Origin of the sequence: Pedobacter paludis (genome assembly GCF_003173575.1) — a bacterium.
GTDB classification, from domain to species: domain Bacteria; phylum Bacteroidota; class Bacteroidia; order Sphingobacteriales; family Sphingobacteriaceae; genus Pedobacter; species Pedobacter paludis.
The window spans coordinates 99,707-118,457 of record NZ_QGNY01000009.1; the positions used below are offsets into that span (position 1 = coordinate 99,707).

Annotated in this window: 16 protein-coding genes; 11 read left to right on the forward strand and 5 right to left on the reverse strand. The window is 37.7% G+C overall.

Going from position 1 to position 18,751, the window contains the following annotated elements:
• Positions 1–43 precede the first annotated feature (43 nt).
• From DF947_RS20395 to DF947_RS20415, 5 genes are all read right to left on the reverse strand, one after another.
• Positions 44–1,108: a phosphotransferase enzyme family protein gene (locus DF947_RS20395; RefSeq protein ID WP_109932461.1), complete on the reverse strand. Its 1,065-nt coding sequence runs from the start codon at positions 1,106–1,108 to the stop codon at positions 44–46.
• 95 nt (positions 1,109–1,203) lie between these two features.
• The gene (locus DF947_RS20400; protein WP_109932463.1) at positions 1,204–2,553 is read right to left on the reverse strand and encodes a Gfo/Idh/MocA family protein; all 1,350 of its coding nucleotides are present in this window, start codon (positions 2,551–2,553) and stop codon (positions 1,204–1,206) included.
• An 880-nt stretch (positions 2,554–3,433) separates the two neighbouring features.
• Positions 3,434–4,468, reverse strand: a complete 1,035-nt coding sequence (locus DF947_RS20405; RefSeq protein ID WP_109932465.1) for a glycoside hydrolase family 43 protein — start codon at positions 4,466–4,468, stop codon at positions 3,434–3,436.
• 12 nt (positions 4,469–4,480) lie between these two features.
• Complete coding sequence (locus tag DF947_RS20410; protein WP_205940829.1) at positions 4,481–5,452, reverse strand: glycoside hydrolase family 43 protein; 972 nt, start codon at positions 5,450–5,452, stop codon at positions 4,481–4,483.
• A 54-nt stretch (positions 5,453–5,506) separates the two neighbouring features.
• A complete protein-coding gene (locus tag DF947_RS20415; RefSeq protein ID WP_109932467.1) occupies positions 5,507–5,974 on the reverse strand; it encodes an Lrp/AsnC family transcriptional regulator in 468 nt (155 codons plus the stop codon).
• A 196-nt stretch (positions 5,975–6,170) separates the two neighbouring features.
• On the opposite strand from DF947_RS20415, the gene DF947_RS20420 reads away from it, so the two are divergent.
• From DF947_RS20420 to DF947_RS20470, 11 genes are all read left to right on the forward strand, one after another.
• The gene (locus tag DF947_RS20420; protein ID WP_109932469.1) at positions 6,171–7,217 is read left to right on the forward strand and encodes a PLP-dependent cysteine synthase family protein; all 1,047 of its coding nucleotides are present in this window, start codon (positions 6,171–6,173) and stop codon (positions 7,215–7,217) included.
• Between the two features lie 24 nt (positions 7,218–7,241).
• Complete coding sequence (locus tag DF947_RS20425; RefSeq protein ID WP_109932471.1) at positions 7,242–7,691, forward strand: protein-disulfide reductase DsbD domain-containing protein; 450 nt, start codon at positions 7,242–7,244, stop codon at positions 7,689–7,691.
• 302 nt (positions 7,692–7,993) lie between these two features.
• Complete coding sequence (gene pxpB, locus DF947_RS20430) at positions 7,994–8,734, forward strand: 5-oxoprolinase subunit PxpB (protein ID WP_109932613.1); 741 nt, start codon at positions 7,994–7,996, stop codon at positions 8,732–8,734.
• A 1-nt stretch (position 8,735) separates the two neighbouring features.
• On the forward strand, positions 8,736–9,725 hold the full coding sequence (locus DF947_RS20435; protein WP_109932473.1) for a 5-oxoprolinase subunit C family protein: 990 nt from the start codon (positions 8,736–8,738) through the stop codon (positions 9,723–9,725).
• Between the two features lie 21 nt (positions 9,726–9,746).
• The gene (locus DF947_RS20440; RefSeq protein ID WP_109932475.1) at positions 9,747–10,508 is read left to right on the forward strand and encodes a LamB/YcsF family protein; all 762 of its coding nucleotides are present in this window, start codon (positions 9,747–9,749) and stop codon (positions 10,506–10,508) included.
• Positions 10,505–11,686, forward strand: a complete 1,182-nt coding sequence (locus DF947_RS20445) for an NRAMP family divalent metal transporter (protein WP_109932477.1) — start codon at positions 10,505–10,507, stop codon at positions 11,684–11,686. The genes DF947_RS20440 and DF947_RS20445 overlap by 4 nt, the downstream gene beginning before the upstream one ends.
• A 12-nt stretch (positions 11,687–11,698) precedes the next feature.
• A complete protein-coding gene (locus tag DF947_RS20450) occupies positions 11,699–14,260 on the forward strand; it encodes a M1 family metallopeptidase (RefSeq protein WP_109932480.1) in 2,562 nt (853 codons plus the stop codon).
• A 154-nt stretch (positions 14,261–14,414) separates the two neighbouring features.
• Positions 14,415–14,780, forward strand: a complete 366-nt coding sequence (locus DF947_RS20455) for a hypothetical protein (RefSeq protein WP_109932482.1) — start codon at positions 14,415–14,417, stop codon at positions 14,778–14,780.
• A gap of 185 nt (positions 14,781–14,965) precedes the next feature.
• Positions 14,966–15,478 (forward strand): (2Fe-2S)-binding protein, encoded by a 513-nt coding sequence (locus tag DF947_RS20460; protein ID WP_109932484.1) that lies wholly within the window; start codon positions 14,966–14,968, stop codon positions 15,476–15,478.
• Positions 15,459–16,484, forward strand: a complete 1,026-nt coding sequence (locus DF947_RS20465) for an FAD binding domain-containing protein (protein ID WP_317046779.1) — start codon at positions 15,459–15,461, stop codon at positions 16,482–16,484. The genes DF947_RS20460 and DF947_RS20465 overlap by 20 nt, the downstream gene beginning before the upstream one ends.
• A 23-nt stretch (positions 16,485–16,507) precedes the next feature.
• Positions 16,508–18,745, forward strand: coding sequence for a xanthine dehydrogenase family protein molybdopterin-binding subunit (locus DF947_RS20470; RefSeq protein ID WP_109932486.1), 2,238 nt, complete (start codon positions 16,508–16,510; stop codon positions 18,743–18,745).
• Positions 18,746–18,751 lie beyond the last annotated feature (6 nt).

Consider the following 18,751-nt stretch of genomic DNA (forward strand, 5'->3'; position numbering starts at 1 on the left):
CTCTTAACAAACTGAACGCAAACGTTTGTTTTGCTTGTTTCAATTAATTAATTTTAATTTCCATGCCATCAATCGTTTCCCTGAAATTCTGCTCAGAAAGGATATATTGTTTTAAAAGGGCAATCTGGTTCCTTGCTCTTGATAAATTATGATCGGGATAAGATGTTTGGTAATACACATCGCCATTTAAAAAATCTGTTAAAAACCGAACTGCCTGCATATAAATCATAAACTTGCCACCGTAAATAAAAAGATCCTTCTCTAATGGTGTTAGTATTCCATCCATTTCTTCCATGTAACCCTTGTAAATTGAAGTAAAAATTTCTTCACGGATGTTCACTTTTTGTACATCTTGTTCTTCTTCATTGGCCTCAGACAAATAAGTGCGCATCATATCGCCTACATCACTAATAAAATAACCTGGCATTACGGTATCCAAATCAATTACGCATAAACCCTCATCGTTATCATCTAGTAAAACATTATTAATTTTAGTATCGTGATGGGTAACTCTTAATGGAATTTCTCTTTTCTTTTTAATTTCGGCATACTTTTCAGAAATATCCATATGGAGAATAATTTCCTTAATCTCATTATTTGCAAGATTAAAGCGCTCTTTATTTCCGTTCTGAATGGCTTCTTTAAACTGCTCTACCCTAAGCGAAAGGTTATGAAAATCGGGCAAAGTGTAGCCTAGTTTTTTTGGATCAAAATCGTTTAACAATCGGGTAAATTTACCAAACTGCTTTGCCGCATGATAAGCCTGATCCGCATTTGTAACGTTATCTATCGTATGCGAATTTTTTACAAATGGCAACATCCTGTAATATTCACCAGCATCAATTACCACCGTTTTATAATCTAATGTGGCCAATGGCGCTGCGAACAAATAATCCGGAACGGTTTCCTCAAGATATTTTTTAATGTGGTATAGGTTATCATCAATCTTTTCGGGATTTTTAAACACGCTATTGTTTATCCTTTGCAAAATGTACTCAGCGTCTGCTAAGGAAACTTTCCATGTGTGATTAATCAAACCAGAACCAAAGGGTTCGATTAGACATTGATCAGCATCCAAGCCGTAAGAATTTAGAATATTTTGAAACATAAAATGAGCTGAAAATTGTAATCCATTTTCGATTTTAAACTTTCGAAAAATGGATTACCATAATTAATAATAGGGTTTAAATCGTTGTTTTTTGATTAAAAACCGCTATCATCTAAAGCGAAAGTATTTTTGCGCTCCTTCCACTTTCCTTTTGTAAAATCTGGGAATTCCTGTGGCTTATTGCCTTCCTTTAATGATTTTGTAGAAAGTGGTGCAATAACGCTCATCGTTACCGAATCATAAACATCAATTGGTGTTTGCTTTTTTTGCTTAACCGCTTGGATAAATCCGTTAAACACAAACCAATCCATGCCACCATGCCCTGCGCCAACAGCTTCCTTTTCGTATTTTTTCCAAAGTGGATGATCGTATTTTTCGAACCATTCTTTTACTGGTTCCCAGGCATCATCGTTTTTAGCCTGTTTTTCAATATAGATAGATTTGTTTACATCCATCCAAATGCCATCGGTTCCCTGCACCCTAAAACCAATAGAATATGGCCTAGGCAAGTGAGTATCATGACTTAAAAGTACTGTTTCGCCATTTGCGCAGTTAATTAGTGTGGTGGTTACATCGCCGTTTTTATAATTTAATTTGGCATTGGGATGGCCAGGTGCTTGTTCCTCTACATATTTAGACAAACCTCGTGCTTTAGAACTAAAAGAAACCAAATTTGTGAAACGATTTCCTCTATTGATATCTGCATATTGCATAATCGGGCCAGCACCGTGAGTTGGATATAAATCACCATCACGATCGATGTTAAATTGAGTTCTCCATTGTGCTTCACTGATCGCCTTTTCGCCATATTCTACACCACCACCATAATATTGTTTGCCATCATTAAATAGCACATTCCTCAGGTTATGCTGATAACCACCTTCTAGATGGATCAATTCTCCAAAAAGTCCTTTTCTTACCATGTTTAAGGCTGCCATAACATCGCGTCTGTAGCAAACGTTTTCAAGCGTCATATAAGGCATGCCTGTTTTTTCCGAAGTGTTTACAATATCCCAATGATCTGCAACAGTAAGTCCGGCAATAACCTCGCATCCTACATATTTACCGGCATTCATGGCATAAATTGCCTGGTCTTTATGAAACTGCCAAGGTGTTGCAATAATTACGGCGTCGATATCTTTTCTATCCAAGAGCTTTTTATAGGCATCGGCGCCCCCAGTATATTCTGTTGCTGCAGGGCGACCTTTTTTTGACAGAAATGATCTACATATTTTTAATGAGCTTTCTTGTGTATCGCAAATGGCTACAATTTCTACATCATCGCGAAGTGCACCTTCAGAGATATGGCTCATGCCTCTCGCACCTACGCCTATATAGCCTAATCGTACTTTTCCGGTTTCTGATGCAAAAAGACTTCCCGTTGGTAAAATGGTAAATGCGGTTGCAGCCATTGCGCCATTCTTAATAAAATCTCTACGTTCCATTGTGTGTTTAGTTTTGGTTTTTGTTGGTTGATCTTAGTTTTAAAAATATCTATCTGATACTCGAAAGCTAAAATTAGCGCAATGGATCTGCTTTAGAAATTATAACACTGCGCAAACGTTTGAGTAAAACGAACGGCGTAAAATGAGATCATCGTAAGCGGTTAAAATGACTTCGAGGGCAATTCCCCTCTCTCAAAGGGGTGGTCGCAGACTGGGGTATTATTTAACTTCAATATTCTAAGTTAACCACCCAGCTTAGGTGAGCTAAGGTCTCTTAGGTGGTAAAAATTTAATAGGGCTAACTCACCATATAAGAAATGTAAGAACATATAAGTGTCAGCATCCTACAACACCCCGCCTTACAGGCACCCCCTCTGGAAGAGGGGAATTACAAATAGCCTAAAACTTTGAGGGGACAATTCCCCTATCTCAGAAGGGTGGTCGCAGACCGGGGTGTTATTTAACTCCAATATTTTAAGTTAACCACCCAGCTTAGGTGAGCTAAGGTGTCTTAGGTGGTAAAAATTTTATAGTGCTAATCTCAGCATATAAGAAATGTAAGTAAATATAAGTGTCAGCATCCTAAAACACCCCTCCTTACAGGCACTCCTCTGGAAGAGGAGAATGACAAATAGTCTAAACCTTTGAGAGGCAATTCCCTTCTCTTAGAGGGGTAGTCGCAGACCGGGGTGTTACTAACACCAATATTCTAAGTTAACCACCCAGCTTGGGCGAGCTAAGGTGCCTTAGATGGTAAAAATTTTATAGTGCTAAACTCACCATATAAGAAATGTAAGTACATATACGTGTCAGCATCCTAAAACACCCTGCCTTACAGGCACCCCCCTCTTTAAGAGTGGAATGCAATAGCCTAAAAATTTTACTCGTGTTTGTTCTTCTCTGATGGTATTACCAATTCAGTGCTCGTTTTAACAGGGGTTCCAAAATTTGGCGTTCCATCTGCATTCCAAGTAAATTTTTGTGCCCTTGGCGAGCGGAAACCGCCACAGCCTTGTCCGGGTTTATCATTGGCGTGGTATAAAATCCAATCTTCAGTTCCATCTGGCGATTTAAAAAACGAATTGTGTCCTGGAGCGTAAACACCATTTTCTACCGATCTTTGAAAAACTGGCCGATCGAATTTTGCCCATGATTTTGGATCTAAGAGATTACTCTTTAAATCAGCAGATAGCATTCCAAGCGCATAAAAATCCGTCCAGCAACCGCTAGCAGAATAAATAATAAAAACCTTGCTGTTGTGAACTAAAAATTGAGGGCCTTCATTAACATCAACATGTTCCGAATTGCCCAAATCTCCAATTTTCTCCCAATCAAATTTCGGCGATGATATTTTGTACCGTTCACCATCAACCGTCCATGGATTTTTGAGTTTAGCAATAAAAACTTCCTGTTTGCCATTTACATCGCCTTCCCATCCCGACCAAATCATGTAAAGTTTTCCATTTATTTCAGCTACGTCGCCATCAATTGCCCATTTATTGGTCGGGTCGGTGATCTGTCCCTTAAAAACCCATTCGCCTTCCATCGGATCTTTTGATGAATTTTCCAAAACATACATTCTGTGGTTTTCATTTTTTCCATTATCCGCAGCAAAATAAGCGTACCATTTCCCACGGAGAAACATAACTTCTGGAGCCCAGATATTTTTTGAATACGGACCTGAAGATGGCGCTTTCCAAATGGTTTTATGAGGTGCGTCTTTCAAGCCTTCAAGTGTTTTGCTTTTCCAAAGTTCTACCCGATTTCCGGCAGAATTGGTATAATAATAAAAGCCGTCTTTGTAATAACTATAAGGGTCTGCACCTGATGGAAGTAATGGATTCTTGAAAGTCTGTGCCTGTGCAATCCCTAAGGATAGTATCGATATGCACAGTATGAAATATATTTTTTTCATTGAGTTCTACTGTTATCTGGTTAAAAATCTCATTGTTGCTGGATCGACTTTCATCTCAAAACTACCATCTTTTTGCTTAACAAACTGAGCAGAAATAGTTGCAGTAGCTCTTGGAGAGACCCTTTTATTTGAATGATGCGTATGAAATACATATTGGAGATTTCCTTTTTTATCAACGAAGAAATCGCCATGCCCAGTGCCGTTAAAACCTAAATTCCTTTTACTAATTATTGGATTGCCCTGAAATTTTGTCCAAGGACCAAAAGGCGAGTTAGATGTTGCGTAACCTACAGCATAATCGGGATTGCGAAAATCATTTGCAGAATAAAATAAATAATAGAGACTTCCCTTTTTTAGCACTGTTGGCCCCTCAGTTACGGGCCAACCAGTTTTTTCTGTGTTTTCCCAAGGCTGGGTTGCGGTAATGCATTCCTTTAAGGTTTCAGGGATGATGTCAGAAAAATCAGCCTTTAGTTCTGCTACAAAAATTCGGTTTCCATTTCCAAGCCTTACATGGTATAGGTAAGTTTTTCCATCTGAATCATGAAAGATAAATGGATCAATCTGAAGTCCTTTACTGGGTAAAGATTTAATCTCATTCTGCACAAATGGCCCCAGCGGACTGTCGCTTTGTGCAATTGCAATATGTTCGTTAGCGGTGTAAGCCATATAAAACTTTCCATTCTGCTTAAAAACTTGTGGAGCCCAAAAACCTTTATCACCATAACTTTCACCTTTCACTAATGCAAAACCGTTATTTTTCCCAATTGGCCCAGTCCACTTTTTTAAATCGTTAGACTGATAAACCTCAAAACCTTTTTCGCTACTGGTTCCATATAAATAATAAGTGCCTTGATTTAAAAATATAGTTGGGTCTGCAAGATAAATGGTATCCGTTTTTTTAAAGAAATTGAAAGAGTCTTTAGCTGAAATATTGCCAATACATAGCGAGAGCACGAGGAAAGTTAGGATGTAATTTTTCAATACTTAGAGATTTATCAAATATTTAGAATAGAATTTATCTATTTTAAACCCATACTACAAAGGGTAAGCAGTTTCACTTTTCGGTTCTGAAAGTACGAAATAACTTTGTACTGTGGTAATGTTTGGCAAGGTTGCCAATTTGTTCCTCAAAAATTCGTGGTAAGCATCCATATCCTGAGTTGCAATGCGCAAGATAAAATCGTGCGCCCCTGTCATTTGCAAACATTCCATAACCTCGCTAAACTTCGATACCTCGGTCTCGAAATCAATTAGTGTTGTTGCGGTATGCTCCTTTAGCAAAACATGCGAAAATGCAATTAGGTTGCGGTTTATTTTCTTACGATCTAGAATTGCAACAATTCTTTTAATATAGCCCTGCTCTTTCAAACGTCTTATTCTTTCGTGAATAGTGGCGATTGATTTATGGAGTTTTAGTGCAATTTCTTTGTTGGTAAAAGATGCATCATGCTGAAGAAGCTTCAGAATCTCAACATCAACATGATCTAAATCTCCCTGTGTCATTTGCTATGGAATGAAAAAAAATATAATTATGGCGTAAAACAAAGTTGATAATCGAAATAAAAACTAAAATTTAATCAAAAAAGCAAAAATTTTACGTAAAAAACAACATCTATTGACATAAAACTTTATAATACTGAGTTTTACCGAAATTATAAATCAATCTGTAAAGCGTGAGCTAAAGATTTAAAACATAACGATGGCAACCTTAACTTCAAGTGAAATCAATACAGCATTGCAGGGAAAATTCGAGCATCTCTCTCTTTTGGTAGGAAACACGCCTATGCTTGAGCTTACTTATAATTATTTAGGGAAACAGGGAAAAATTTATGTTAAATGCGAACATTATAATTTAACCGGAAGTATTAAAGATAGAATGGCGCTTTACACTTTAAAGAAAGCCTATGCTGATGGTACAATAAAACCAGGTGATGAAATTGTAGAGGCAACCAGTGGCAACACCGGAATTGCTTTTGCGGCAATTGGCAAAGCCCTTGGCCACCCAGTTAGGATTATTATGCCGAACTGGCTGAGCAGAGAGCGCATGGACATTATAAAAAGTTTAGGTGCAGAGATTGTTCTTGTAAGCAAGGAAGAAGGTGGATTTATTGGAAGCATAAAACTTGCTGAGTGGATGGCAAGAAATAATTCCAACATTTTCTTACCCAAACAGTTCGAAAATACAGCCAATCCCGAAGCGCATGAATACACCACCGGAAAAGAAATCTGGGAGCAGTTGCGCTTAAAAAACCTTTGTCCAGATGCTTTTGTAGCTGGCGTTGGAACTGGCGGAACAATAATGGGCGTAGGGAACTATCTTAGAAAACAAAAAGCCGACATTAAGATTCATCCTCTGGAGCCATCAGAATCGCCAACGTTAACAACAGGTTATAAAGTTGGCAGTCACAGAATCCAGGGAATTTCTGATGAATTTATTCCGGAGATTGTAAAGTTAAAAGAACTTGATGAAGTTGTTCAGGTTAATGATGGAGATGCAATTTTAATGGCACAGAAACTTGCGGGCAAACTTGGTCTGGCGGTTGGAATTTCATCTGGCGCAAATGTAATCGGAGCCATAAAACTTCAACAGCAATTAGGCAAAGACAGTTGTGTTGTAACCATCTTTTCTGATAGCAACAAAAAATATTTAAGCACCGATTTAATGAAAGTAGAACCCATTATAGCCGGTTATCTAACACCTGATATTGAATTTGTAGATTATCAGGCATTCAGTAGATTACATTAAAAATCAACCAAAAAAAACCACAAAATGAAAAAGATTACAATCTTATTTTGCATCGCTTCGCTATTCAGTGTAAGCGCTTACAGCCAGATTTTAAAACCGGTAACCTGGAGTTATGCAGCGAAAAAAACAAGTGCTACCGAAGCAACCGTATACATCAAAGCCGTTATTGACGAAGGCTGGCATCTTTATTCACAAACCGTTAAAGATGGTGGCCCGGTAAAAACAACCTTTGCTTTTCCAGCATCAAAAACATATACATTAGTTGGAAAAACAATAGAACCAAAACCGATTACCAAATTCGAATCTACATTTAAAATGGATGTAAGCTACTTTCAAAATTCGGTAGTCTTTCAACAGAAAGTTAAGCTTAATGGCAAAAATGTTGCTGTAAAGGGAAGCGTAGAATTTATGGTATGCAATGATAAACAGTGTCTTCCGCCAGAAACCGTAGAATTTAGTATTCCAGTAAAATAATGGTGAAGCCCTTGTAGGCTTCAATCGAATTATAAAAATTTCTGAAAAAGTGGCTTAACACCATCCAATTACAGATCAAAATAAACTGAAGGTAGTAGAAGGCCTTCAGCATTTAATTTTAGTAATTTAGTTAATGATGAAGAGCAGTGCTGGATAGCCTGCTCTTGTTTTTTAACATCCTTTATGGCTCTAAAGCGTTTAAAAACCAAGATCAAATTTTTAATTATTTAGCAAAAGGATTAAATTATAAACTACTATCTTAAACCCATATATTATATCAATCGAAACCATTAATGCAACCAATGGAAGCAGCATTACCTAATCTTTTAAGCACCCCAAATTTTGAGATTTATTATCTAAGCGAACAGGCGGTTACCATAAGTTTTGGAAATGAAATAAGTGAAAGTTTAGCTCAAGAGATTAGAAAATTTAACAGCCTGATACATCAAAATCCCTTTCTGGGGTTTAATACAACTGTTCCGGCTTATGCTACGCTTACTGTTTTTTACGATCCATTAGTGGTTTTATTAACAGATTTAGAAGGGCTTACCTGTTTTGATAAAATATCCGGTTATTTACATAATCTCAAAACTTTAAAAGAAAACCGATCTATTTCCAAGGAAGAAACCATCACCATTCCCGTTTATTATGGTGGAGATTTTGGGCCTGATTTGGATGAGATTTCCTTACATACAAAACTTGGTCATGATGAAATTATAAATATTCATAGTTCCGTAACCTATAAGGTTTACATGATCGGTTTCGTACCCGGATTTCCTTATCTGGGTGGAATGGATAAGCGACTCACAACTCCCAGAAAAACTTACCCACGGGCAATTGTACCTGCTGGTGCGGTTGGAATTGCTGGCGAACAAACAGGGGTTTATCCTTTGGAAACACCCGGGGGCTGGCAAATCATCGGGAGAACGCCAACTGTCTTGTTTAATCCAAAACGGGAACAGCCCTCATTATTAAAGGCAGGCAATCAAGTAATTTTTAAACCAATTGGTTTAGAAGAATTTGAGCATTTATCTGGAAAATAATATGGAAATCTGCATCTTAAAACCAGGAGTACTAAGCACAATACAAGATCTTGGCCGAATGGATTACCTAAATCAAGCAATCCCAGTTTCTGGCGCAACGGATCAGCTTTCTGCACGAATCGCAAACAAAGCAGTTGGTAATTCAGAGGGTGATGCTGTTATAGAATTTACTTACGCAGCCGCAGAATTTAAAGCAGAAACCGAAATTTTAATCGCTTATGCTGGTGATGGGGCAACCTTTTATGCCAACGGAGAAAAACTCCCAACTGAGCGACCAATTTTTGTTCCAGCAGAAACTGTAATTAAATTGATTAATAATCCAGACGGTGCAAGAACTTATTTGGCCATTGCTGGTGGCTGGAACGTGCCAGAGGTTTTGGGAAGTAAAAGCACATACTTGACTGCAGCTTTTGGTGGTTATGAAGGGAGAATATTAAAAACTGGCGATCATTTAAAAAGTTCGGAAAATTTAAGTGAAACGTCGATATCGATTTTGAACAGGTTAAGAGGAAATACTATTAAGTATTTACAGTGGAGCATTCCAAAAGCCTTATTGTTGCCAAAAGACCATAAAACGATTAGGGTTGTTCCTGCAAGAGAATTTACCTGGTTTGACAGTCAGTCGATAATTGGATTTCTATCCGATTCATTTTCAATTGGTTTAAACAGTAACCGAATGGGATATCATTTAGAAGGAAATAAAATTAACCGAATTAAAAATGATGAATTATTAAGTACTGCTGTTTTTCCTGGAACAATTCAAGTTACTGGAAGCGGAAATTTGGTTTTATTAATGGCTGATTGCCAAACTACAGGCGGTTATCCACGGATTGCTCAAGTTGCTTCGGTAGATTTACCTTTATGTGCTCAGTTAAAGCCAGGAGATCATATTCGTTTTTCAGAAATCAGTAAAGAAGATGCAGAATTCCTGTATATTGAGCGTGAAAAAGAATTAGCCAGACTTACTCTCGCAATTAATTCTAAATTTTAACCATACAAAAACTTTTTTTTGATGCAAAGCATAGATCTTAACTGCGATATGGGCGAGGCATTTGGCAATTACCCTATGCCAAATGATGATATTCTGATGGATTATATTACTTCGGCAAATATTGCATGCGGTTTTCATGCCGGTGATCCTGAAGTAATGCAACACACCGTAAATATGGCGGTTAAAAAAGGCGTTGCCATAGGTGCACATCCAGGCCTACCCGATCTTCAAGGCTTCGGCAGAAGAGAAATGAAAATTTCTCCGAAAGAGGCATACCAAATTACGCTATACCAAATTGGCGCCTTATCTGGTTTTGTTAAAGTGGCTAATGGCAAACTAAACCATGTTAAACCACATGGCGCACTTTATAATATGGCCGCTAAAGACGCATTACTAGCTAAAGCGATTGCTCAGGCAATACATGATTTTGATACAACATTAATTTTGTATGCTTTAGCCGGAAGCGAAATGATTCAGGCTGCAAAACAGATCGGTTTAATTACCGCATCAGAGGTTTTTGCAGATCGGAGTTATCAGGATGATGGTTCGTTAAAACCAAGAAATCAGGAAAATGCCTTAATAACCGATGAACAAGAATCCATTAAACAGGTTTTGATGATGGTAAAACAACAGCAGGTAATCTCGGTAAATAAAAATATAATTCCACTAAAGGCCGAAACCCTTTGTTTACATGGTGATGGTGTACATGCGGTAGATTTCGCGAAAAACATTTCAGCAAAATTAAAGGCCGAAGACATCGAGATTAAAGCTCCGAAATCATGAAAAAGAAATACAATTGGAGTGTATTAATTGGCGCAGCTTTCCTAATGGCTTCTTCTGCCATTGGACCAGGTTTTTTAACGCAAACAGCTGTTTTTACCGAACAATTGGGTGCCAGCTTTGCTTTCGTTATTTTACTTTCCATCATCCTTGATGCCGTTGCACAACTTAACATCTGGCGTATTATTGCGGTAGCAGACAAGCCTGCCCAAGATATTGCAAATAAGGTTTTTCCAGGGATGGGTTACTTTCTTTCATTTTTGGTTTTTTTAGGCGGGCTTGCATTTAACATCGGCAATATTGCAGGCGCAGGTTTAGGACTGAATGTTTTATTTGGCATTAGTGTTGGTCAAGGCGCAGTAATTAGTGCCGTTTTAGCCATTGGAATATTCATTTATAAAGAAGCAGGCAAAGCCATGGATGCTTTCGCAAAGACAATGGGTTTATTAAAAATAATGCTTGCCCTGTTTATTGCTTATATCAGTAATCCGCCGTTGGCAGAGGCAGCGATTCGATCGGTTAACCCAACTCATTTCAGTTTTACAGCAGTGCTAACCATAGTTGGCGGAACCGTTGGCGGATACATTACTTTTTCTGGCGCCCATCGTTTATTGGATGCCCGGCAAACCGGAATTGAAAATCTTCCAGCGGTAAATAGAGGTGCGTTAAGCGCTATAGGTTTAGCATCTTTAATGCGCTTACTCCTTTTTATTGCTGCGCTTGGAGTAGTGAGCACGGGAGCACGTTTAGATCCTGCAAATCCTGCGGCATCTGTTTTTCAGTTGGCTAGCGGACAGTTTGGCTATAAAGTATTCGGACTTGTAATTTGGGCAGCAGGCATTTCTTCTGTGGTTGGTTCTGCTTATACTTCAATATCCTTCATTAAAAGTTTTCACCCTTTAATACTAAAATTTAACAGAGCAATTATTATCGTGTTTATATTGGTTTCTTGTTTCATTTTTGTAATAATCGGAAAACCGATAAAGATTTTGTTAGCCGTTGGTGCCATTAATGGTTTAATTTTACCAATTGCGTTAGGCGTTATGTTAATTGCCGCTTATCGAACTAAAATTATATCAAGTTATAAACAGCCTTTGTGGCTTACTTTAGCTGGCGCCGGCGTTGTTGCAATAATGATTTGGATGGGTTATGGAACCATCCTGCAAATGCTTCATTCTTAAATATTACTTAAAATGAAATTATCCTTTAAAATCTTCTTGCCGATTCTTCTTGCATTTACTGTAGCGTTTGCTCAGAAAAGCCAAAAGTCTGTAAATATTGAACCTGGTGTTTCCCTAGATCTAGCTACATTCCGCAGTACGGTAATCTCGAACATCAAATATAAGCTCGAGTTTAATATCCCGGCCGATAGGAATGCGGAGATACCTGCCTCCGAGCAGATCTCTTTTGATTTGAGTTCCATTCAGCAAGCTTTGCAATTGGATTTTAAACAAAGTGCCGATCATGTAAAAAGCATTGCAGTAAATGGAACAAAAATTTCCATCAATTGGAAAAACGAACATTTAATCATCGATGAAAAATACCTTCGTTTGGCAACAAATAAAATTGATTTACAATTTACCGCTGGAAATGAATCTCTAAATAGAAATAATGATTATCTGTATGCCCTATTTGTACCTGATCATGCCAGAACGGTTTTCCCTTGTTTTGATCAACCAGATTTAAAGGCAAATTTTCTGTTGACTTTAACTGTCCCCAAAGACTGGAAGGTTCTTGCTAACGGACTTAAAAGGGATTCTGTTACTAACGATGGAAATATAACCTACAATTTTGCCAATTCAGATAAATTGCCAACCTATCTTTTCTCTTTCACGGCAGGAAAATATACAGATGTAAACCAAACGATTGGAAACCGAAATATGGAATTTCTACATCGGGAAACCGATGTAAATAAAATTAAGCTTAGCGTCGATTCGGTTTTTATAGCCCATCGCGATGCGATTAATTTTTTAGAAGAATGGACAGGCATCCCCTTCCCTTTTCAAAAAGTTGGTTTTGTTGCCATTCCCGATTTTCAGTTTGGCGGCATGGAGCATCCTGGAGAAGTTCAATACAAATCATCGAGCTTATTTTTGGACGATGGTGCTACGAAAGACCAGTTTATATCACGTTCTAATCTAATTTCGCATGAAACGGCACATATGTGGTTTGGAGATTTGGTAACGATGAAATGGTTTAACGATGTTTGGATGAAAGAGGTTTTTGCCAATTTTATGGCCGATAAGGTTACCGAAAAATTGATGGGTAAAAAAACCTTCGACCTTAAATTTCTTCAAGATCATTATCCCGCAGCGTATGGCATAGACCGTACGCTGGGCGCAAACCCGATTAGGCAACAATTGGATAATCTTCAAGATGCCGGTTCTATGTATGGCAATATTATTTACCACAAAGCACCGATTATGATGCGCCAATTGGAACAGTTAATGGGTGCGAATAACTTTCAAAAAGGCATAAGAGAATATTTAAAAAAATATGCCTACAAAAATGCAACATGGAACGATCTGATTTCTATTTTGAGCAAATACAGTACAACTGATCTTTACGCGTGGAACAAGGTTTGGGTTAATCAACCTGGTCGACCTGTTTTTGATTACAAAATTGTTTACAGCGGAAATAAAATCAGCAGTTTAACCATAAACCAAAAACCAGAAATTGGTGCTCAGCGCATTTGGCCTCAAACATTCAGCATAAAACTATTCTACCCTACTTTTAGCAAAACGATTCCTGTAAATATTAAGGGCGAAACACTAGATTTAAAATTAGCTCAAGGCTTGGAAAAGCCAATTTATATGCTTTTTAATGCCGATGGAATGGGTTATGGGCTGTTCCCAATTGATAAAAATATGATGGAGAATGTATTTCGTTTACAAAACCCATTGGAGCGTGCATCAGCCTATATTAATGCTTACGAAAGTGTTCTTGCAGGTAAGTCTTTTAGTTCTGCTGAGTTGCTTAAAACATTTACCAAGGGAATTGGAATTGAAAAAAACGAGATGAATCTTAGGCTGTTAACAGGTTATATCTCTAATATTTACTGGACTTTTACCTCGCCAAAAGACAGGCTTGCGTTCAGTTCTACTTTAGAGAAAGCACTTTGGACTTCGATGGAAAGCCAAACGCTTCCAAATAATAAAAAGATTCTATTTGGCACCTATCAGAATATTTATTTAAGCGCTGATGCATCTAAAACCATATACAACATTTGGGAGAAACAACAGGCACCATCAGGAGTAAAATTAATTGATGATGATTACACTTCGATGGCCTTATCTATTTCACTAAAATCGGATACGGCTACAGCCGTTTTAAAAAAACAATTAGCACGCACAACGAATATCGATCGCAAAAATCGATTGATTTTCCTAATGCCGGCCCTATCTCTAAATGTTGCGGAAAGAGATAGCTTTTTTTATAGTCTGCGAGAACGCAAAAACCGTCAAAAAGAAGCTTGGGTAACCACAGCACTTTCGTATCTGCACCATCCTTTAAGACAAGCAACATCATCAAAATATCTTCCTGAAAGCTTAAATTTATTAGAGGAAATTCAAAAAACAGGAGATATTTTTTTTCCGCAATCTTGGCTTTCTGCAATTTTTGGAAATTATCAAACCAAAGAGGCGTATCAGGTTGTTAGCGATTTCTTAAAAAAGCATCCCAATTATAATCCGAAGCTAAGAGATAAAATTTTGCAGTCTACAGATAATCTGTATCGGGCAAAGGATATGTTTTAATTTTCTATTTGTGAAAGTGATGCAGAATTAAATCTTAACCTTCCTCTGAAGGTCTTAAAGCCAATAACATATTTAGACTAATTATCATTAGAAAAAAATAATCTAAGTCACTTTTGTTTTTCCTAATTTCATAGAATTAAAGGAATTAACCAACATGAGTGTTCACATAGGTTTAATGATTTGGAAAGAAATGAAAAGGCAAGATTTATCTAGTGCATTTCTTGCTACAGAACTTAAAATCAGCAAGGTTAAAGCACAGGATATTTTAAATAGTGCTTCTATCGATACTGAATTGCTAATGAACATTTCCGAAATACTGAACTATAATTTCTTTCACTACTATGAGGAGAGCAAGGTATTTTCGAAAATACAAACGCAATCCAAGCAAAAGTCTGCCCAAGAAATCGAACGCTTAAAACACCTTATTGCGGAAAAAAATAAAATGATCGATCTAAAGGATCAGTTCATAAAAACGCAAACAAATCTTATCGGCTTGTTAGAAAAAGGACAGTATATATAGAATTAATTATCAACTTATCTTTAAAGTTACCTTCACTAAATTTACCCTTTAAATTCAATCAAATCGATGAGATCACCCCTATTGAGCTCTTCTGCTATTGAAAAGAAATTTTTAACCTCACAGTAGAAAACTTAAAGTCCGTTTTTGGTGTTAGCAAGATATTGGAAACTAACAAAACATCCTTTATGCTTACTGAAACCACTAAACCAATTTCGCACGCAAAAAATGCTTCGACAGTTAGCCTGAAGATAAATGGCGAAGATAAATCGCTTGTTTTAAAGCCATGGGTAACCCTGCTTGATTGCCTAAGGGAAAATCTGGATTTAACGGGAACAAAAAAAGGCTGTGATCATGGTCAATGCGGTGCATGTACGGTAATTTGCGATGGCAAGAGAATTTTGAGTTGCCTTACACTTGCTGTAATGAAAGACGGCTCTGAAATTACAACCATCGAAGGAATAGCCCCATCAGGAGATTTACACCCACTCCAGAAAGCTTTTATTGAGCATGATGCATTTCAATGCGGTTATTGTACACCTGGACAAATTTGTAGCGCCATAGGTATGTTGGCTGAAGGAAAAGCCAATACTGAAGCTGAAGTTAAAGAGCTGATGAGTGGAAACCTTTGCCGCTGTGGTGCTAATACCAATATCATAAACGCAATCATGGAAGTTAAAAATGGAGGTAATTATGAATGATTTTGATTTCTATAAGAGTGAAAGTATTGCAGATGCTGTTGAAAAAATATCAAATCATACGGATTCCAGATTTATAGCTGGAGGAACAAACTTAATTGATCTTTTAAAATATAACTTATTAAGGGTTTCTTCTTTAGTGGATGTAAATTCTATCAAAAATCAGTCGGTTACAGAAAAAGATGGATTGGTTTTGCTTAATGCTTTCGCAACAAATGCAGAAACTGCCTATCATCCTATTATAGAGCAACGCTATCCACTCCTGTCAAAAGCGATTCTTGCCGGGGCTTCAGCGCAGATTAGGAACATGGCAACTAATGGCGGAAATCTGCTACAAAGAACTCGGTGTTATTATTTTTACGATGCCAATACACCTTGCAATAAACGCGAACCTGGCTCCGGCTGTTCAGCAATAAATGGTTATAATAGAAATTTAGCCATACTTGGAACAAGTGAACATTGCATTGCGATATTTCCTTCAGATATGTGCGTGGCGCTTTCAGCCTTGAATGCTACTGTTTGTGTTACCGGATCGGAGGGCGAAAGAAGAATTCCTTTTTCAGCGTTTCACCGCCTGCCGGATGACACACCGGAGTTGGATAATAATCTTTTGCCGAATGAACTAATTACAAGTATTGAACTGCCGGCAAAGGGTTTTGAAAAAAACTATTCTTATTTAAAACTCCGCGATAGAAATTCTTACGCTTTTGCGCTGGTTTCTGTTGCCACGGCAATGGAACTGGAAAACGATACAATAAAAGAAATTAGAATTGCTTTAGGTGGTGTGGCTTCCAAACCATGGCGGGTTCAGGAAGCAGAAGATTTTCTTCAGGAAAAGGCTCCAACAAGAGAAAATTTTTCTTTAGCCGCAGAAATAATATTACAAGATGCAAAAGGCTTTGAGTTTAATACATTTAAAATAGAACTTGCCAAACGAGCCATAATTCGAAACTGCTTAATGGCGCTCAACCCTTCTTCGCAATTACCTGGTGCACAACCATCAGCATAATTTTTATACTTATTAAAAATGATATGTCTATAAAACCATTAATAGGTCAGCCCATAAGCCGGCTGGAAGGACACTTGAAAGTAACTGGTGCAGCCAAATATGCAGGTGAGTATAATGTATCGGATTTACTTTATGGCTATGTTGTAAACAGCACGATTACCAAGGGTAAAATCATCAGTATGAATAGCGATGAGATTAAAAAAATACCCGGTATAATAGAAATCTTTACTCACGAAAACCGGCCCTCATTGGCTTGGTTTGATATGCAATATTCGGATATGGATGCCCCTCCGGGATCTCCTTTTAGGCCACTACATAAACCCGAAATAAAATACAATGGTCAACCCATTGCATTAATCGTAGCCGAAACCTTTGAATTGGCCAGATATGCGGCCTCTCTTTTAAAGGCCGTTTACAAAGAAGAAAAGTTTTCAACCCATCTTCAGGCAAATTTATCGAAGGCCAGAAAACCACAACCCGGACTAGCAACCATGCTAAAACCACCACCACCAAAAGAAAAAGGCAATGTGGATTTAGCAATTAATGCAGCCGCTTTTACAGCAAAGGGAGATTTCACCCATGGTACTGAACATCATAATCCACTTGAGCTTTTTGCTACAACAACCGTTTATGAAGGTAAAGGCAAAGTAACCATTTACGATAAAACACAGGGCACTATAAATTGTCAATTATATGTTGGCAACGTTTTCGGCCTTCACTTTAAAGATGTGAGGGTAATCTCTCCATATGTTGGTGGCGCTTTTGGTGCTGGGTTAAGGCCACAATACCAGCTCTTTCTATCTGTAATGGCGGCATTAGAACTTAAAAGAAATGTTCGTGTAACATTAGATAGAAGCCAGATGTTTACTTTCGGACATAGACCGCCAACTATTCAAAAAACAACATTTGGCTCAGATGTAAATGGCAAAATAACCTCATTGTATCATGAAGCTATTGGGGAGACTTCCCTACATGAAGATTATACGGAAACCGTAGTGAATTGGGCACCAATGTTATATCCAAGCCCCAATTCTAAAATGGAATATAATTTGGTTCCGCTGGATGTGTTCACCCCTATTGATATGCGAGCACCTGGAGGCTGTACCGGCCTTCATGCCATAGAAAGTACTATTGATGATCTTGCACATCAGGCTAAAATTGATCCCATAAAATTTAGGTTGATTAATTATGCAGATCGGGATGAAAGTGTAAACCGTCCGTATTCAAGTAAAGAACTAAGAGCCTGTTTTATTCAAGGTGCAGAAAAATTCGGCTGGGAAAACCGCAATCCAGAGCCAAGAAGTATGCGTAGAGGGAATAAATTAGTTGGCTATGGAATGGCCACAGGCGTTTGGGAATCTATGATTTTACCTGCAAGAGCAGAAGCAATTTTAACTACCGAAGGAAGATTAATTGTAAAAAGTGCGGTAACCGATATTGGAACCGGTACGCTAACAGTAATGTCACAGATTGCTGCAGATGAATTAGGATTACCCCTTAGTATGGTTTCATTCGAATATGGTGATAGTAAAATGCCATTTGCACCAATTCAAGGCGGATCATTTACCGTTTCAACAGTAGGATCGGCAATTAAAGTTGCGGGAGAAGCAATGCGTAAAAAACTGCTAAAAATCGCTCAAAGACTTCCCAATTCAGCGTTCAAAGGTGCAGAACTAGATAATGTAGTATTTCAAAATGGATTTATCCGATTGAGGTTAAATTTATCAAAAGAAATTTCCATCAAAGATCTCATTCTAGCCAATGGGGGAAAGCCAATTAAAACGAAAAACTTCAATGTACCCAACCTATTAAAGCTTAAAAAACATTCGAGAGCAGCACATAGCGCAGCATTTGTAGAGGTTGAAGTTGATGAAGAACTGGGTATAATTAATGTAACCAGAGCTGTAACGGCTGTTGCTGCAGGAAAAATAATCAATCCGAAAACAGCCAGAAGTCAGATTTTAGGTGGAATGGTTTGGAGTATAAGTAAGGCTTTGAGAGAAGAAACCATTTCCGATCATCAATTTGGAAAATATATGAATCAAAATTTAGGGGAATATCATATTCCTGTTCATGCTGATATTCATGATTTGGATGTGATTTTTGTAGAAGAAAAAGATGAGATTGTGAACGAATTGGGAAGTAAGGGCATAGGCGAAATCGGTTTGGTTGGCATGCCGCCCGCTATTGCAAATGCTATTTTTAACGCAACGGGCAAAAGAATTAATGAATTTCCCATTCATTTCGATAAACTTTTGTAAGTTTTA

Coding starts and splice junctions, on each gene's coding strand:
- DF947_RS20425 (WP_109932471.1), top strand. CDS start 7,242: ATGAAAAAGATTACAATCTTATTTTGCATCGCTTCGCTATTCAGTGTA.
- DF947_RS20465 (WP_317046779.1), top strand. CDS start 15,459: ATGGAGGTAATTATGAATGATTTTGATTTCTATAAGAGTGAAAGTATT.
- DF947_RS20440 (WP_109932475.1), top strand. CDS start 9,747: ATGCAAAGCATAGATCTTAACTGCGATATGGGCGAGGCATTTGGCAAT.
- DF947_RS20435 (WP_109932473.1), top strand. CDS start 8,736: ATGGAAATCTGCATCTTAAAACCAGGAGTACTAAGCACAATACAAGAT.
- DF947_RS20400 (WP_109932463.1), bottom strand. CDS start 2,553: ATGGAACGTAGAGATTTTATTAAGAATGGCGCAATGGCTGCAACCGCA.
- DF947_RS20460 (WP_109932484.1), top strand. CDS start 14,966: ATGCTTACTGAAACCACTAAACCAATTTCGCACGCAAAAAATGCTTCG.
- DF947_RS20415 (WP_109932467.1), bottom strand. CDS start 5,974: ATGACACAGGGAGATTTAGATCATGTTGATGTTGAGATTCTGAAGCTT.
- DF947_RS20450 (WP_109932480.1), top strand. CDS start 11,699: ATGAAATTATCCTTTAAAATCTTCTTGCCGATTCTTCTTGCATTTACT.
- DF947_RS20405 (WP_109932465.1), bottom strand. CDS start 4,468: ATGAAAAAAATATATTTCATACTGTGCATATCGATACTATCCTTAGGG.
- DF947_RS20470 (WP_109932486.1), top strand. CDS start 16,508: ATGTCTATAAAACCATTAATAGGTCAGCCCATAAGCCGGCTGGAAGGA.
- DF947_RS20455 (WP_109932482.1), top strand. CDS start 14,415: ATGAGTGTTCACATAGGTTTAATGATTTGGAAAGAAATGAAAAGGCAA.
- pxpB (WP_109932613.1), top strand. CDS start 7,994: ATGGAAGCAGCATTACCTAATCTTTTAAGCACCCCAAATTTTGAGATT.
- DF947_RS20395 (WP_109932461.1), bottom strand. CDS start 1,108: ATGTTTCAAAATATTCTAAATTCTTACGGCTTGGATGCTGATCAATGT.
- DF947_RS20420 (WP_109932469.1), top strand. CDS start 6,171: ATGGCAACCTTAACTTCAAGTGAAATCAATACAGCATTGCAGGGAAAA.
- DF947_RS20445 (WP_109932477.1), top strand. CDS start 10,505: ATGAAAAAGAAATACAATTGGAGTGTATTAATTGGCGCAGCTTTCCTA.